Source organism: Faecalibacterium sp. BIOML-A4 (assembly GCF_009679665.1).
Classification (GTDB): Bacteria; Bacillota; Clostridia; order Oscillospirales; family Ruminococcaceae; genus Faecalibacterium; species Faecalibacterium taiwanense.
Map to the genome: position 1 here is coordinate 162648 of NZ_WKZG01000003.1, position 16216 is coordinate 178863.

Below are 16216 nucleotides of genomic sequence, written 5' to 3' on the forward strand. Positions count from 1 at the left end.
GCACAGAATCTGTAAAACATGTTAATTTTTGCTGATTTTTGTCAAGAATCTACAAGAATATCAGCCACTATGCCCCATTTCGTCTTATTTTTATTGGATATATTGCCCAAACACCTGTGTCACATGCAGTGCCGCCGGGCGCTGCCTATCATAGAATGTAAGGAGATCTTTGCATGAATTACCCCGCCATTCCCCGTGAATTCTTCAATGGAGACTGCTTTGATGCCTATCGCATCCTTGGTGCGCATCCCTGCTCCGACAACGGCACCGAAGGGTGGCGCTTTGCGGTGTGGGCCCCCGGTGCCACGGCAGTGGAAGTCTGCGGCGGCTTCGACGGCTGGGAGGCAGGCGTGCCCATGGAAAAAGCCGATACCGGCGTGTGGAGCGCATTCGTCCCTGGCCTTGCAGAGGGCGACCTTTATAAATACCGGGTGCATGGTGCCGACGGCAGTGTGGTGATGCGCAGCGACCCCTACGCATTTTCCACCGAGCTGCGGCCGGGCACGGCCAGCCGTCTGGTAAAACTGGACTTTCATTTTGATGACAGTGCATGGATGGAGCGCCGCGACAAATGCCGCAACCGCCCGCTGAACATCTACGAGATGCATGTTGGCAGCTGGCGGCACAAGCCCGGCAGCAAGCAGGAGGACGGCTCAGACGGCTGGTACAACTATGAGGAGCTGGCCAAGGAGCTGATTCCATGGCTGCTGGACCATCACTTTACCCATGTGGAGCTGCTGCCGCTGGCCGAACATCCCTTCGATGGCAGCTGGGGCTACCAGACCACCGGCTACTTTTCCGTTACCAGCCGCTACGGCACTCCCGCCCAGTTTGCCGGCTTTGTGAACGCCTGCCACCGCATGGGCATCGGCGTCATCATGGACTTTGTGCCGGTGCACTTTGCCGCCAACGCCGACGCTCTGGCAAAGTTTGACGGCACCCACCTCTACGAGTACGACAGCGATGTGGGCCACAGCGAGTGGGGCACCTGCAACTTCAATTACTACCGCCGGGAGGTGTGCAGCTTTTTGAACAGTGCCGCTGCTCTGTGGATGGACGTGTACCACTGCGACGGCATCCGCATGGACGCCATTTCCCGCGCGCTGTACTGGCAGGGCGACCCGAACCGCGGCGTGAACGAGGGTGCCGTGAACTTTCTGCGCAGCCTGAACCACGGCCTGAACGAGCGCTGGCCCACCGGCATCTACACTGCCGAGGACTCCACCAACTTCCTCAAGGTGACAGCTCCCACCCGCTACGACGGCGTGGGCTTCGACTACAAGTGGGATATGGGCTGGATGCACGACACACTGGACTATTTTGCCACCCCCTTCGGTGAGCGGCCAAATGCCTACGGCAAGATCGTTTTCAGCATGCACTACTTCTACAACGAGCTGTATCTGCTGGCCTTGAGCCACGACGAGGTGGTGCACGGCAAAAAGACCATCATTGATAAGCTGTGGGGCACCTATGCGGAAAAATGCGCCCAGCTGCGCACCCTCTATTTTTATATGTATATGCACCCGGGCAAGAAGCTGAACTTCATGGGCAACGAAATGGGACACTTCCGGGAGTGGGACGAAAAACGGGAGCTGGACTGGGACCTGCTGAAATACCCCTTCCACGATGCGTTCCAGAAATACTTTGCCCACCTGTGCCGGGTGTATTCCACTGAGCCTGCACTCTACGATGGCGAGTACAACCCCGACTGCTTTGAGTGGGTGGCCTGCGAGAGCCGCAACGAGGGCGTGTACGCATGGCTGCGCAAGGGCCGGGGCGAAAACCTGCTGTGCATCATGAACACGCAGGACCACGCCCACAAAAAGTTCCCGCTGTATCTGCGCTTTCCCTGCAGTGCCGAGGAGGTGCTGAACACCGAATCCCCCGAGTGGGGCGGTGCACTGAAGGGCCGCCGCAAGACAAAGCTTCACACCACCGATGGCGGTGTGTTTGGTCGGGACTATACCCTTACAGTAGACCTGCCTGCCATGGGCAGCTGCCTGCTGCGCCTTGCGCCGGAGGCCCCGAACCCCGATGCGGCCCGCATCAGCGCCAACAAAGCCCTGAACGCAAAGCGCCGCGCTGCCCGCAGCACAAAGGCCGCAGCCAATTCCAATAAGTAATATTCGTTTTAAAATGTCCCGTCTGCGTTCAAAGCGGCGGGACATTTTGTTGTTTTCCGTGCACAGCGGCTGGACAGTGCAGATTTTGCTTGCTATACTGTAGCTGTGATATTCTGCAGCTGAGAGGTTTTTGGGATGAGTGGAATCGTTTCCCGTCTGTCTGTCCTTGGCAAGGTCTGGCTGGGCCTTGCTGCCGGGGCACTGGCGCTTATTGTATTCGGCCTTGCCGCACCGGGCAGCAGCCTGTTTTTTCCGCTGGTGAGCCTGTGGTGCAATGCAGCACTGTTTGCACTGGTGCTGCTGGTGCTGCGCCGGGCCGGTATGGAGCTGGACCTGTTCCACAAGGCGGTGCTGGTGGGCCTGTGGGCAGCGGCCGTGCTTTACTTTTACTGGACCCTCGGCAGCCGCACCTTCCTCTACCACTGGGACTACGTAAACTACATTCTAAAGCAGTATCATGCCGAAGCCGCCTTTGCCCAGAGCACAGGCGCAGGCTTCCGGTTTCTCCTCGATTCCATCACCGAGGACTATACGAATTTCATCACCCTGTTCACCGAGTTTCCGTTCTGCCTGAGCGGCAAGACCGGCGACGACTACGCATTCTGTCAGGTATTCAGCGTACTGCCCAGCCTGCTGGTGCTGCTGGCGGGCCTGACGGTCAAGGTGGGCCGGATGCTACGGGTAAAGAACCGGTTCTGGTATTTCCTCATCGGCTTTTCGTGGTGCGCTACCTTCCCGTTCGTGCGCATGTCGGCGGTGCTGGGCCAGCCGGACTGGTTCGGGCTGATTTTTGCCTTCATGCTTATGCTGCTCACACTGGACTACCGCTTTGACGGCATCGACCTGCCCCGCTATCTGCTCATCTTCGCCGCCACGGCGGGCATCATCCTCACCCGGCGCTGGTACTTATATTTTGTGGTGGGCTACTGCTTTGCCTATGTGCTGCTGCTGGCAGTTTCCAGCATCCGGCTGGCAAAAGATGGCCAATCCAGCCGCGCTGTGCACCGCATGGTACGGCTGGTGGTGTTCGGCCTGTGTGCGGCCGGGGCCATGGTGCTGCTGCTTCTGCCCATGGTGCGCAAAATTTTAAGCTTTGACTACGCCGGGCGCTACTCTTACTACAACTTCGGCGGCATCACGCTGGAGCTGGCCGCACAGACACTGCGCATCGGTTTGCTGAACTTCATCCTCATCGGAATGGGGCTGTGGTTTGCCGCAAAACGCCGTCTGCCTGCCCTGCCCTGTCTTGCAGGGGCAGAGCTGCTGGTGAGCCTTGTGCTGTTCACCCGGGTACAGAACACCGGCTCCCACCAGATGCTGCTGTTCGTGCCTGGGTGGCTGCTGCTGTTCCTCGTTGGTTCCGCCGCACTGGCCGACGGCCTGAAAAAGCACACCGCCGTCAAGCTCTTCTACTGGGGCTTTACCATGGTGTTTGCGGTGTCCGTGCGCTGCTCGCCGCTGACCACCGTTGCTCTGCCGGGCTTTGTGGTGGATCATTTTCCCCTCAAGGCCGTGTCGGAATTCGTCCGGCTGGACAAGCTCACCTACGACCGCACCGATGCCGCCCAGATCCAGCGCGTGGACGACTGGATCGATGCCCACTGCGATGCGGAAAAGGGCGAGTTCGCCTACATGATCCCCCACGATATGCTGTACAACTCGGACATATTCCAGTACGCCGCCCTGCCGGACATCCAGCTGCAGGGCAAGCTGGCCGCCGGCATCTCCATCCCGGGCACCCACGAGTTCCCGGTGCGGTTCTTTGAGGCGAAGTATGTGCTCACTGCAGAGCCGCTCCCCCAGACCTTTGTCAGCGGTGGCGAGCTTTCCGGCCGGTGGAATGCCCTCTTCTGCGCCGCGCGGGATGAGCACTTTACGCAGGCCGCCAGCTTTGACATGGGCAACGGCACCGTGTTCACCGTGTGGGAGCGCACCGAGCCTGCCGACCGGGCTGAGGTGGAATATTATCTGGATGCCTTCGCGCAGGAGGATGCCCTCTACCCCGAAATGTTCTCGCAGGTGGCGGAAGCCTGGCTTGCCGGACATGGACTTTGAATTGCAAACGCTTTGGATATAAAAGGAGTATTTCCCATGGAACAGAATGCAAACGCCCTGCCCAAGGTCACGCTGGGCCAATACAAGGGGCTGGAATTCACCCGCCGGGTGCGCCCGGTATCGGAAAAGGCCGTGGAGCTGGAGGCGGCGAACCTCACCCGCACCCGCGCCCCCTTTGCACCGGTGGAAAAGTCCGCCGCGCGCGGGATGCGCGTCACGCTGGATTTTGAGGGCTTCATGGACGGCGCGCCCATCCCGGAAAGCAAAATGGAAAATGTGACCGTGGTGCTGGGCACCGGTCAGCTGATGCCCGCCGCCGAGGATGCCGTGTACGGCCACAAAGCAGGCGAGAGCTTCCGATTCGATTTTACCTATCCCGCCGAGTTCCGGGTGCCGGAGCTTTCCGGCAAGACGGCGCAATTCGCCATCACCCTGCACACCGTGGAGCAAAAGCAGCCTGTACCGCTGGACGATGCCTTTGCCAAGACACTGGGCTTTGATACGGTGGATGCCCTGAAGGAGAGCATCCGCGAAAAGAAGCGCCGCTCCCACGAGGCCAACGCCGACCGAATTGCCGGAGCCGCCCTGCTGGGCATGGCCGGTGCCAACCTGACGGCGGAGCTGGATAACGCCATTCTGGACCAGAATGCCGACCATGACATGAACGCCCTGCGCGAACGGCTGCGCCGCAGCAAAATGACCATGGAGCTGTACTGCAAGGCAGGCCAGACCACACCGGACGAGGTGCGCGCCGCCTTCCGCCGGGATGCCGAGCGCAAGATGCGCAGCATCCTTGCGGTGCAGGCCATAGCCAAGGCCGAACAGATCACCGTGTCCAACGCAGAGGTGGATGCCGAGTACGTCCGCCTTTCCAAGCTGCACGATACCCCGGAAGCCGAGATCCGCAATGTGCTCAGCCGGGACGCTGTGGCCTCTGCCGTGATCACTCAGAAGGTGCAGCGTTTCCTGATCGACCACGCAAACATCACTTCGGTTGTGGAAAAGGAGTAAACTATGGGCTTTTTTACACGCACCGCGATGGATATGCTGATGAAAACTACCCATCCCGAGATCAACCGCCGCCAGTGCTGGAACCTGCATCCCCATCGCAAGCCCTGCACCGAGTGCAAGGATATCTGCCCCTATGGCGAACAGATCTTTACCCGCCCGAACCTTGTGAAGGACTGGGACCCCTGTACCGAGTGCGGCCTGTGCGTCTCTGCCTGCCGCAGCGGCTGCATCATCCCTTCGCCGGAGCAGGTGCAGCGGGACACCTCTGCCGCCGATACCGACAATGACACCATCTGGATCGGCTGCGAAAAGTCCACCCGCAAAAATTCCATGGTGCGCACCTGCATCTCTGCCCTCACATGGGAGACACTGGCCTACCTTGCCCTGAACAAAAAGATCGTGCTGGACCTGACCCCCTGCGGTGAATGTGAGAACGACCTGTGCGCCGCCCAGCTGCGCAAGGAGCTGACAAGGCTTGTGGATTTCTTTGGCCAGCCCATGTTCGAGGCACGGTTCACTCTGGCCTACGAGCCGGACGAAGCGCTCTACCACGTAAAGGAGCTGAGCCGCCGCGAAATGTTTGAGCAGGTGAGCCACGGCTCCAAAAGTGGCACCAAAAAGCTGCTGCAGATGCTGCCCGGCCTGCACAGCGAGGACGACGGCGGTGTGGATTTCCGCCTTTTGCTGCACCAGCGCACAAAGCAGCTGAAGGCATCCATGGAAACGCCGCTGAAGTACGGCTACTACCTGCCCAACTTTACCGATAAATGCTTTGGCTGCGGCAAGTGCGAAAAGGCCTGCCGCGCCGGTGCGCTGAAGCTGGAGGACCTGCCCGACGGCCAGACCCGCATCGTCATCACGCCGTGGAAGTGCAGCGAGTGCGAGGTGTGCGTGGCCTCCTGCTCCAACCATGGCATCAACGGCATGAAGCTGCGCCAGCTCACCACCCTTGGCCCGGTAAGTGTACACAAATGCACCAAGACCCTGTGCAAGGAATGCGGCAAGCCCATTGCTCCGGGCAGTGTGGATGGTGTGTGCACCGTGTGCCGCATCAAGGCCCGCACCAAAAAGCGGCAGGAAGAAGCCGCTGCCAAGGCAAAGCAGCTGCGTGAGGAGCGCGAAGCCAAAAAGGCTGCAGAGGAAGCCGCCAAGGCAGCAGCCGAAGCCGGTGCCGACGCTGCTGAGACAGCTGTACAGACGGCTGCCGCCCCCGCAGAAACCGCTGCGGCCGCTGCCGTGCCTGCTGCGGCCGGTTCCGTGATCACAGCACTGACCCCGGAAAAAGCAGCCCCCGCCGCGCTGGATGAAACCCCTGCTGCCGCACCGGAAAACACCGCAGAAAAGGATGTGCCCGACACACCGAAAAACGATTGACGGCGCACAGATTCAATGCTATACTGACCATAAGACCACGCACCGTGGCCACCGACTGTTACAAAGGGGTAACGGAGCTATTTCCGTTACCCCTTTCTTATCCCAAAGCACGAAGCAAGCTTTTGCCAAGATCTTACGAAAGAAGGATTTTACTATGGCTCATTCCATCTCCCGCCGCCAGTTCCTGCAAGGCAGCGGCGCAGCCGCCCTTTCTGTAGCAGCGGCCGGTCTGCTGAGCAGCTGCGGCGGCTCTTCCGCTTCCAATGGCGGCAGCACCGGCGCTGCCGGCAGCAGCTCCACCTACACCGTGCTGTATTCCCGTCAGCCCGCCACCCTGAACTATCTGGTCTGCTCAGCTGACCCGGACCTTTACCACGGCACTCAGTGCATCGACACGCTGGTGGAGTACGACAACCGCGGCAAGATCCGGGAGGGCCTTGCCACTGCTTGGGAGTGGGATGCCGACAGCCTGACATGGACGTTCCACCTGCGGGATGAGAACTGGGTGGACTGCAACGGCGAGGTGCTTGGCCCTGTGACCGCGCAGGACTTTGTGGATGCGCTGGCCTATGTGCTGAACCCGGACTACGCTTCCTCCACTGCAAGCCTTGTCACCCCCTATGTGGCCGGTGCGGACGACTACTATAACTACTGCGTTTACCGCAACAACGCCAATAACGGCACTGTGGCCGAGGACGGCACTACCTACGCCATTGATGCCAACGGCACCGTGACCGCCGCTGCCGCCGACGGCACCACCACCGAATACCCGGCTGTGGATTTTTCCACCGTGGGCGTGAAGGCTGTGGACGAGCACACCCTGACCTACACCCTGAACTTTGATTTCCCGGGCTTTCTCAGCCTGTTGAGCTACGCTCCCTACGAGCCCGCCTACGGCCCGCTGCTGGAGGAGTTTGCCGACCAGTTCTGCACCAGTGCCGAGACCGTCTGCAGCTGCGGCGCGTTCTATCTGGCCGAGTACACTCCGCTGGAAAACTGGGTGATGAAGAAGAACCCTGAAAACTACGATGCCGACAGCGTTTACATCGACACGGTGCGCTACATCTACAATCAGGAAGAGCTGATCAGCGGCCCGGAGATGGTCAAGCGCGGCGAGATTGATCAGGCTACCATCAGCTCCGACATTCTGGACAGCTGGCTGGCCGACGACACCACCAAGGACATGGTTTCCATGGAGCGCCCGGAAACCGGCAAGAGCTACTTCTACATCTTCAACTTCCTGCCCTACCGCCACGAGTTCTCAAACTGGACCGTGACCGGCGTGGATGCCCAGTACGAGCCGGACAATTGGGCCAAGGCCATCAACTCCACCAACTTCCGCAGGGCTTTCCTGTATGCCATCAATCCGTCTGTGACGCTGGCCGTCACCGCGCCGGAAGGCTACGATAACTACAAGCTGCACACCATCACCCCGCCGTCCTTCTGTGCCAACAGCAAAGGCGTGGATTATACTGAGTGCGGCGGCCTTGCAAACCTCTCCGACTTCTTTGACGAAGCCAAGGCCAAAGAGTACCGTGATGCCGCCGTGGAAGAGCTGACCGCCGCCGGTGTCACCTTCCCTATCAAGATCCAGTATCCGTACAACCCCGCTGTGGTGGACTGGGACAAGCAGTGTCAGGTGTTCAAGCAGCAGGTGGAAGCCGTGCTGAACGACGGCTTCGACTTCATCAGCATCATCATCACGCAGGGTCCGTCCGACAACTTCCTGAATGCGGTGCGCCGGGTGGGTGCCTACCAGCTGATGTCCTACTACTGGGGTGCCGATTACTCCGACCCCGAGACCGAGGTGTACCCCTTCTATCAGGAAGCCGGCGACCGCGGCACCTGCTACAGCTTCCTGCGCACCGGCGTGGAGGACGGCATCGTGACCGGCGAGACCGCCGACCTCGTGATGCAGTACATGTCCATGGTGGAGAACGCCAAGACCATCACCGAGGATCTGGATGCCCGGTACGAAGCCTTTGCGGATGCCGAAGCCTTCCTCATTGAGAACGCACTGGTCATCCCGCTGGGGATGCCGGTGCCGCCCTACATTGCCACCCGCCTGAACCTGTGGGAGGGCCAGTACGCTCCCACAGGCCTTTCCACCAACCGTCTGAAGGGCGTGCACATCCTCGACCATTACGTTTCCATGGATGAGTATAACGCCAACCGGGATGCGCGGTGAGTTTTTGATTTGAATATCCTCCGCTGACGCTCTGGATATTTTCAGCGGAAATTTATTTTTAGTTGTAAATCGGAAAAATCTGCGGATTTTTCCGATTTACTTTTTCACCGGAAGGGCCGCAGCAGAAAACGGCATTTCAACAACTTTCGATCAAAAAACGACAAATCACTTTCCAAACGTAAGATTTTGCGTTATTCTATACTTATCTGTATTAACAAAGAAAAGAGAGGTGCACAGCTATGGTGCAATATCTCGCAAAACGCATCGGGCGCTCCATTCTGACCCTGTTCGTCATTGTGACGCTGGTGTTCTGCCTGCTGCGGCTCATGCCGGTGGAAGGCTACTTTGCAAACTACGAAAAAATGACCGAGGCACAGATTCAGGCCGGGCTGCAGTCCATGGGCCTGCTGGACCCGCTGCCGGTGCAGATCGGCCATTTCTGGCGGGATGCGCTGCACGGTGATCTGGGCGTGAGCCACATTTATAAGCTCAACGCTCCCGTGACCAGGATCCTTGCCCAGAAGCTGCCCATTTCCATCGAAATGGGTGTGCTGGCCATGCTGCTGAGCCTTGTGCTGGGCATCCCGCTGGGCCTTGTCATGGGCCGTTATAAGGGCCGCTGGCCGGATAAGCTGGGCACGGCATTCATCGTGCTCATTCAGGCGGTGCCTGCGGCAGTGTACTTTTTGTATATCCAGATGTACGGCACCACCGCCATGGGCGTGGGCCTGCTGTTCGATGCCGCCAACTGGCGCTATTGGGTGCTGCCGGTGTGCAGCATGAGCCTTGCAAACCTTGCGTTCTACGCCATGTGGCTGCGCCGCTATATGGTGGACGAGAGCAACAAGGACTACGTCAAGCTGGCCCGCGCCAAGGGCGTGAGCGAGAACAATATCGCCCTGCACCACGTATTCCGCAACGCCATGGTGCCGCTGGTGCAGTACATTCCCTCCGCATTCCTGAACACCGTCGTCGGCTCCATCTACATCGAAAGCCTGTACAGCATCCCGGGCATGGGCGGCCTGCTGGTCACCTGTGTGCAGCGCCACGACAATACCATGGTGCAGGGCATCGTGCTGCTGTACGCCTGCGTGGGCATCATCGGCTTGATTTTGGGCGATGTGCTCATGGTGCTCATTGACCCCCGCATCAACTTTGGCAAGAAAGAAGGTGGACGCTGATGCTCTCTTTTCTGAAACGCGAAAAATCGAAGCAGCTGGAGGATCAGCTGAATGCTGCTCAGGCACAGCGCCGCACCGGCTGGGAAAATCTGCCGGAGGATGAGCTGTTCACCCCCGCCGGGTTCAGTGAGGAACAGGCCGAAGCCACCGCCAGCTCCAACTACAGCTACTGGGGCAGCACCTTCCGTGCCTTTTTCAAGAACAAGTTCGCCGTGGCCCTGCTGATCGCGCTGGTGGTCGTGGTTGCCTTTGCCTTCATCCAGCCCCACCTGCCCGGTCAGGCAGACCCGAACCTGTGCGCCGTGGACCCTGTGACCGGCATCCAGTACCGCAACATCGCCCCCGGGCAGGACGGCTTTATCTGGGGTTCCAACTCCATTGGTCAGGACCTGTGGGCACGCATCTGGGCCGGTGCACGCACCAGTCTGACTATCGCCTTCTTCGTGGCCCTCATCGAAGCTGTGGTGGGCATTACCGCCGGTGTGCTGTGGGGCTATGTGCGCGGGCTGGACTTTGTGTTCACCGAGCTGTACAACATCTTCGATAACATTCCCACCGCCATCGTGCTGATCCTCATTTCCTATGTAGCCACCCCCAGCATCTGGACCATGGTCCTTGGCATGGCCATCAAGGGCTGGATCGAAATGGCACGCTTCATCCGCAACCAGATCCTCATCATCCGCGACCGGGATTATAATGTGGCTTCCCGCTGCATCGGCACGCCCACCACCCGCATCGTGCTGCGCAACCTGCTGCCCTACCTCGTCTCGGTCATCATGCTGCGCATGGCCCTCACCATCCCGGAAGCCATTGGCAACGAGGTGTTCATCACCTACATCGGTCTGGGCCTGTCCGTGGAGACCCCCTCGCTGGGCAACCTGGTCAACGACGGCCGCAAGGTGATGATGCAGGCCGGGCTGCGCTACCAGCTGCTGTACCCCACCCTCATCCTGAGCTTTGTTACCATTGCGTTCTATCTGATCGGCAACGCCTTCTCGGACGCCGCCGACCCGAAGAACCATCTGCAGTAAGGAGGGGATATCATGGAACACAACCAGCTCATTCTCTCCGCAAAAGATGTCAACATCCAGTTCAACCTGCGTGGAAAAGTGCTGCACGCCATCCGTGGCATCGATCTTGACCTCTATCAGGGCGAGGTGCTTGCCATCGTAGGCGAGAGCGGCTCCGGCAAGAGCGTTTTTACCAAGAGCTTCATGGGCCTGCTGGATGCCAACGGCTCCATTACCAGCGGCACCATTGATTACTACGGCATGGCGGACGGCAAGCCGCTGCGCCTTTCTGACCTCAGAACCGAAAAGGACTGGCTGCGGGTACGCGGCCGAGAGATTGCCATGGTCATGCAGGACCCCATGACCAGCCTGAACCCGCTGAAGACCATCGGGGCACAGATCATGGAAGCCGTTGCCCTGCATCAGGGCTTAAAGGGTGCTGCCGCCAAGGAAAAAACACTGGAATACCTGCGGGATGTGGGCATCTCTGACCCGGAAAAGCGCTTTAAGCAGTACCCGCACGAGTTCTCCGGCGGCATGCGCCAGCGTGTGGTCATTGCCATTGCGGTGGCCTGCAGCCCCAAGATCCTGATCTGCGACGAGCCTACCACCGCACTGGACGTGACCATTCAAGCCCAGATTTTGCAGCTTTTGAAGGAAATGCGGTTCAAGTACGATCTGACCATCGTCATGATCACCCACGATCTGGGCGTTGTGGCAAACATTGCAGACCGCGTGGCTGTGATGTACGCAGGCGACATCGTGGAGATCGGCACTGCTGACGAAATTTATTACGATCCCCGCCACCCCTACACATGGGCGCTGCTTTCCAGTATGCCGCAGATGGGCGTGAAGGGCGAGGACCTGTTCAACATCGTGGGCACACCGCCAAACCTGTTTGCGGAAATTCGCGGCGATGCTTTTGCACCCCGCAACCCGCAGGCGCTGAAGATCGATTTTGTCAAGCGCCCGCCTTACTTTAAGGTAACGCCCACCCACAAGGCTAAAACATGGCTGCTGGACCCCCGGGCGCCCAAGATCGAGCCGCCTGCTGCGGTAAAAATGCTGCGAGAGGAGGGGCTGTAAGATGGAAAATGAACGCGAAGTTCTTTTGGAAGTGAACCACCTGAACGTAACCTACGGCTCCGGCAAAAAAGCATATGAAGCTGTGCAGGATGCCAACTTTAAAATTTATAAGGGCGAGACCTTCGGCCTTGTAGGCGAAAGCGGCAGCGGCAAAACTACCATTGGCCGGGCCATCCTGCGCATTCTGCCCACCTCGGGCGGCGAGATCCTTTATAAAGGCCAGAAGATCAACGGCAGAATTTCCCGCCAGCTGGACAGGCAGATCATCAAAGAGATCCAGATGATCTTTCAGGACCCTCAGTCCTCGCTGAACGAGCGCGCCAAGGTGAGCTACATCGTGGGCGAAGGCCTGCAGAACGTCCGGCCTGATCTTTCCACCGCCCAGCAGGAGGAAAAGGTGCGTCAGGCTCTGCTGGACGTGGGTCTGCTGCCGGAATTTGCCTCCCGCTTCCCGCACGAATTTTCCGGCGGACAGCGCCAGCGCATCGGCATTGCCCGGGCCCTGATCGTGGAGCCGGAGTTCATCGTTGCCGATGAGCCCATCAGCGCACTGGATATGTCCATCCGTGCACAGGTGCTGAACCTGCTGCGCCGCCTGCAGAAGGAACGCGGCATCACCTACCTGTTCATCGCCCACGATCTTTCCGTGATGCGCTACATCTCCGACCGCATCGCCGTCATCCACAAGGGCCGCATCGTGGAGCTGGCCGGGGCCGAAGAGTTGACAGCCCACGCCATCCACCCCTATACCCGCAGCCTGCTTTCCGCCATTCCCATGCCGGACCCCCGCCGGGAGCGGCAGAAAAAGCTGCTGGTGTACGACCCCGCCATGCACGACTACTCCAGAGAGGCCCCCCAGTGGCGCGAACTGCGGCCTGAGCATTTTGTACTGTGCAGCGCTGCCGAAGCCGAGCAGTGGCTGCCGCGCTGACCCCCAACATTTCGGGCTGAATCGTTGTTTTACGGCTCTTTTACGCAACATTCAAAGTTTATTTCTTGACATTCTCCGGCAGCTCCACTACAATAGAATCTGCATCATTGATTCTGATTTTTGAGTTATTAGCGTGTTCTGACCGGCGGCTTTCATCTTCTTTGCAAAGTTGTCGGCTTTTGGCAATGAAAAGAAGAAGAAAGAAAAGAGGACTTTATTCTATGACTACTGAACAGCGTGAACCGCTCTATGCGTCCACTGCGAAGCCCTGGCTGAAGTACTATGACCAGAAATACATCGACATGCCCCTGCCCAAGTGCAGCGCCTTTGAGTATCTCTGCCATCAGAACAAGAACCATCTGAGCGAGACCGCTCTGGAGTATTATGGCCGCAAATTCACCTTTGCAGACCTCTTTGTGAATGTCAAGAAAACCGCGGCCGCCTTCCGTGCTCTCGGCGTGAAGAAGGGCGACATCATCACCGTTGTCAGTGTGATGACCCCCGAGGTGATCTATGCCTTCTACGCTGTCGATATGATCGGCGCAACGCTGAATCTGGTGGACCCGCGCTACAGCGTTGAGGGCATCCACGAGTACATCGAGGAGGTGGATTCCCGCCTGCTGATCTGCCTGAATGTGACCTATGAGCGCTGCCACAAGGCAGAAAAGCGCACCAATGTGGAGCGCGTTCTGGTCATCAGCCCTGCAGACTCCCTGCCGCTGCATCTGGCCGTCGGCTACAAGCTGACCAACCCCGATAAGAACCGCTACAAGTCCAATGTGATCCACTGGAAGGACTTTATTGCACAGGGCAAGGATCAGAGCATGAACGCCGAACCCTACGACCCGCAGCACGCCTGCGTGGTGGTACACACCGGCGGCACCACCGGTTCGCCCAAGGGCGTTATGCTGACCGACGACAGCTTTAACTCTCTGGCCCACGAATTCATCGCCCAGAGCAACCTGTTCTGCCGCGGCCAGAAGCTGATGAACGTCATGCCTCCGTTCATTGCCTACGGCTATGCCTGCGGCGTGCACATGCCGCTGGTCATGGGCCTGCACGTCGTCATCATCCCCAATCTGGACCCCGACAAGCTGGGCGCACTGATCTGGAAGCACAAGCCCGAGCACATGTTCGGCGTTCCGGCCCACTACCAGCAGATGGCAGCTTCTCCGCTGCTCAAGAAGAAGAAGGATCTCTCCTTCATCCGCAACTATGCCGCCGGCGGCGACTCGCTGCCGCTGGGCGCTGAGCTGACTGTGAACGAGTTCCTGAAGGCGCACAACGTGGAATATCCGCTGGCCAAGGGCTATGGCATGACCGAGGTCGCCTCTGCCGCTACCGTTGCCGCCGGCAACGTGACCAAGCCCGGCAGCGTGGGCATTCCCATGCTGAACACGGTGGTGTCCATTTTTGAGCCTGGCACCGAGACCGAACTGCCCATCGGTGAGCGCGGCGAGATCTGCATCTGCACCCCCACCGTCATGAAGGGCTACTACAATAAGCCCGAGGAGACCGACATGATCCTGCGCCGCCATGCAGACGGCCAGATCTGGGCACACACCGGCGATGTCGGCTACATGGACGAGGACGGCTTTGTGTATCTGGATTCCCGCATCAAGCGCATGATCATCCGTCACGATGGCTTCAAGGTGTTCCCGTCCATGATCGAGAACGTCATCAGCCGCCACCCGGCCGTGCATCAGTGCTCGGTGGTGGGCTGCACCGATAAGGACCATGTGCAGGGCCGCCTGCCCTTCGTCTACGTGGTGCTGGACCCGGAAGGCGACAAGAAAAAGCGCCAGATCGTGCGGGAACTGCGCCAGCTGTGCAATGAAGAGCTGCCGGAGTATGTGCAGCCGGTGGGCTACAAGTTCATCTCCGAAATGCCCTTTACCCCTGTTGGCAAGGTGGACTACCGCAAGCTGGAAGAAGAGATCACTCCCCGCGATTACTGATCCTGAACTTCACCCTGTAATTTTTCAGACACTGAGCTCTCCCGAAAGGGAGAGCTTTTTTGTATGGAAGAAACTGCAGAATACGGACGCAGCGATGGCCGCAATTTTTTGAATTTTGTCAGTTGACAATTTTTACTTTCCATTTTATCATAGAGACAACAGCTGTGCCGCACAGGTGCAGTCATTCCAGAAAGAAGGAATTACAATGAAAAACAAGAAGTTTGCCAGCTTTCTGGCCGCAGCGGCAGCGCTTGTGCTGCTGGCCATGCCTGCATTTGCTGCCGACGAACAGACGGAGCTGCCTGCCGCCGAAGCAGCAGAGGTGCAGCAGGAGCAGACCGCAGCGCCTGCCGAGCAGGAGACCGCCCTGCCCGCCGATGCCCAGACAGCCGGCGAACCGGAGCAGCAGCTCACCTATGTGGCGCTGGGCGACAGCATCACCTCCGGTGTCGGCCTTGCCGATATGAAATACAACATCGCCCAGATCGGCTACGATCTGCAGCCGAACTTTGAGGGCTACCCTTCCCAATGCTACACCGCCCTTGTGGGCAAGGGCCTTGGGCTGGACCGCCAGCACGCGATCAATCTGGGCCTGCCCGGCCTGATGAGCCCTGACATGCTGGATATGGTGCAGAACAGCGCCATGCCCAAGATGAATCAGGCTTCCGGCGCATATTACGTCTACCCGGAATATCAGGAGTATCTGCGCAAGGCCGATATCATTTCCATCCAGATCGGCTCCAACGACGCGCTGGTGCCCTGCATCGTAGGTCTGGGCGAGGCCACCAACTGGAAGAGCGAGCAGCTTGCCGCACTGATGGTCAGCGGTGCCCTGCGTGATTTCAACTTCCAGAAGCTGGGGCTCTTCCTCGAAGCGCTGAACCGTATGACCCTTACCTTTGACGAGAGCCGCGCCACCAACCGCCTGCTGTTCCGCGGCATGGATGAGATCTGCGATCAGGCCTATACCAATGTGACCGCCAGCCTGCCGCAGATCGTGGCCGGTATCCGTGCACTGAACCCGGATGCCAAAATCGTGCTGCTGGGTTACACCAATCCGGTGCCTCTGCTGCCCGCATGGAACCGCTATTTCAGCAAATTGAACCGCTTTGCCAAAGACCTTGCCGCACAGGAAGGCTTGATCTATGTGGACATTCCCCGTGCGCAGACCGCTGCCGACGGCCACCCCACCGTTAAGGGCCACCAGTACATTGCAAACCAGATTTTGAATGCTCTGAAGTGAGCTTTCCATCAAAAAAGCCTGTCTCATTTTACGAGACAGGCTTTTTTTGCGCTGTT

11 protein-coding genes are annotated in these 16216 nt (G+C 58.8%); all 11 read left to right on the forward strand.

Going from position 1 to position 16216, the window contains the following annotated elements:
- Positions 1-173: 173 nt before the first annotated feature.
- The 11 genes from glgB to GKG34_RS03600 all read left to right on the forward strand — a co-directional run bounded on the left by glgB (position 174) and on the right by GKG34_RS03600 (position 16160).
- On the forward strand, positions 174-2123 hold the full coding sequence (glgB, locus tag GKG34_RS03550; RefSeq protein WP_154255609.1) for a 1,4-alpha-glucan branching protein GlgB: 1950 nt from the start codon (positions 174-176) through the stop codon (positions 2121-2123).
- Between the two features lie 135 nt (positions 2124-2258).
- The gene (locus GKG34_RS03555; protein WP_154255610.1) at positions 2259-4178 is read left to right on the forward strand and encodes a mechanosensitive ion channel family protein; all 1920 of its coding nucleotides are present in this window, start codon (positions 2259-2261) and stop codon (positions 4176-4178) included.
- Between the two features lie 36 nt (positions 4179-4214).
- Positions 4215-5189, forward strand: coding sequence for a trigger factor (tig, locus tag GKG34_RS03560; RefSeq protein ID WP_154255611.1), 975 nt, complete (start codon positions 4215-4217; stop codon positions 5187-5189).
- 3 nt (positions 5190-5192) lie between these two features.
- Positions 5193-6563, forward strand: coding sequence for a 4Fe-4S dicluster domain-containing protein (locus tag GKG34_RS03565; protein ID WP_154255612.1), 1371 nt, complete (start codon positions 5193-5195; stop codon positions 6561-6563).
- Positions 6564-6717: 154 nt separating this feature from the next.
- The gene (locus GKG34_RS03570) at positions 6718-8751 is read left to right on the forward strand and encodes an ABC transporter substrate-binding protein (protein ID WP_243139200.1); all 2034 of its coding nucleotides are present in this window, start codon (positions 6718-6720) and stop codon (positions 8749-8751) included.
- Positions 8752-8990: 239 nt separating this feature from the next.
- Positions 8991-9932: an ABC transporter permease gene (locus GKG34_RS03575; protein WP_005944540.1), complete on the forward strand. Its 942-nt coding sequence runs from the start codon at positions 8991-8993 to the stop codon at positions 9930-9932.
- Positions 9932-10963: an ABC transporter permease gene (locus GKG34_RS03580; protein WP_154255614.1), complete on the forward strand. Its 1032-nt coding sequence runs from the start codon at positions 9932-9934 to the stop codon at positions 10961-10963. Before GKG34_RS03575 ends, GKG34_RS03580 begins: the two co-directional genes overlap by 1 nt.
- A 12-nt stretch (positions 10964-10975) precedes the next feature.
- Positions 10976-12028: an ABC transporter ATP-binding protein gene (locus GKG34_RS03585; RefSeq protein WP_154255615.1), complete on the forward strand. Its 1053-nt coding sequence runs from the start codon at positions 10976-10978 to the stop codon at positions 12026-12028.
- 1 nt (position 12029) lies between these two features.
- Positions 12030-12959, forward strand: a complete 930-nt coding sequence (locus tag GKG34_RS03590; protein ID WP_154255616.1) for an ATP-binding cassette domain-containing protein — start codon at positions 12030-12032, stop codon at positions 12957-12959.
- Between the two features lie 221 nt (positions 12960-13180).
- Positions 13181-14917, forward strand: a complete 1737-nt coding sequence (locus GKG34_RS03595; RefSeq protein WP_154255617.1) for a class I adenylate-forming enzyme family protein — start codon at positions 13181-13183, stop codon at positions 14915-14917.
- A gap of 205 nt (positions 14918-15122) precedes the next feature.
- Positions 15123-16160, forward strand: a complete 1038-nt coding sequence (locus GKG34_RS03600; protein WP_097781552.1) for a GDSL-type esterase/lipase family protein — start codon at positions 15123-15125, stop codon at positions 16158-16160.
- The last annotated feature ends 56 nt before the right edge of the window (positions 16161-16216 follow it).

Excerpts from the sequence above, each read along its gene's own strand:
- glgB (WP_154255609.1), top strand. The coding sequence starts at position 174 with ATGAATTACCCCGCCATTCCCCGTGAATTCTTCAATGGAGACTGCTTT.
- GKG34_RS03555 (WP_154255610.1), top strand. The coding sequence starts at position 2,259 with ATGAGTGGAATCGTTTCCCGTCTGTCTGTCCTTGGCAAGGTCTGGCTG.
- tig (WP_154255611.1), top strand. The coding sequence starts at position 4,215 with ATGGAACAGAATGCAAACGCCCTGCCCAAGGTCACGCTGGGCCAATAC.
- GKG34_RS03565 (WP_154255612.1), top strand. The coding sequence starts at position 5,193 with ATGGGCTTTTTTACACGCACCGCGATGGATATGCTGATGAAAACTACC.
- GKG34_RS03570 (WP_243139200.1), top strand. The coding sequence starts at position 6,718 with ATGGCTCATTCCATCTCCCGCCGCCAGTTCCTGCAAGGCAGCGGCGCA.
- GKG34_RS03575 (WP_005944540.1), top strand. The coding sequence starts at position 8,991 with ATGGTGCAATATCTCGCAAAACGCATCGGGCGCTCCATTCTGACCCTG.
- GKG34_RS03580 (WP_154255614.1), top strand. The coding sequence starts at position 9,932 with ATGCTCTCTTTTCTGAAACGCGAAAAATCGAAGCAGCTGGAGGATCAG.
- GKG34_RS03585 (WP_154255615.1), top strand. The coding sequence starts at position 10,976 with ATGGAACACAACCAGCTCATTCTCTCCGCAAAAGATGTCAACATCCAG.
- GKG34_RS03590 (WP_154255616.1), top strand. The coding sequence starts at position 12,030 with ATGGAAAATGAACGCGAAGTTCTTTTGGAAGTGAACCACCTGAACGTA.
- GKG34_RS03595 (WP_154255617.1), top strand. The coding sequence starts at position 13,181 with ATGACTACTGAACAGCGTGAACCGCTCTATGCGTCCACTGCGAAGCCC.
- GKG34_RS03600 (WP_097781552.1), top strand. The coding sequence starts at position 15,123 with ATGAAAAACAAGAAGTTTGCCAGCTTTCTGGCCGCAGCGGCAGCGCTT.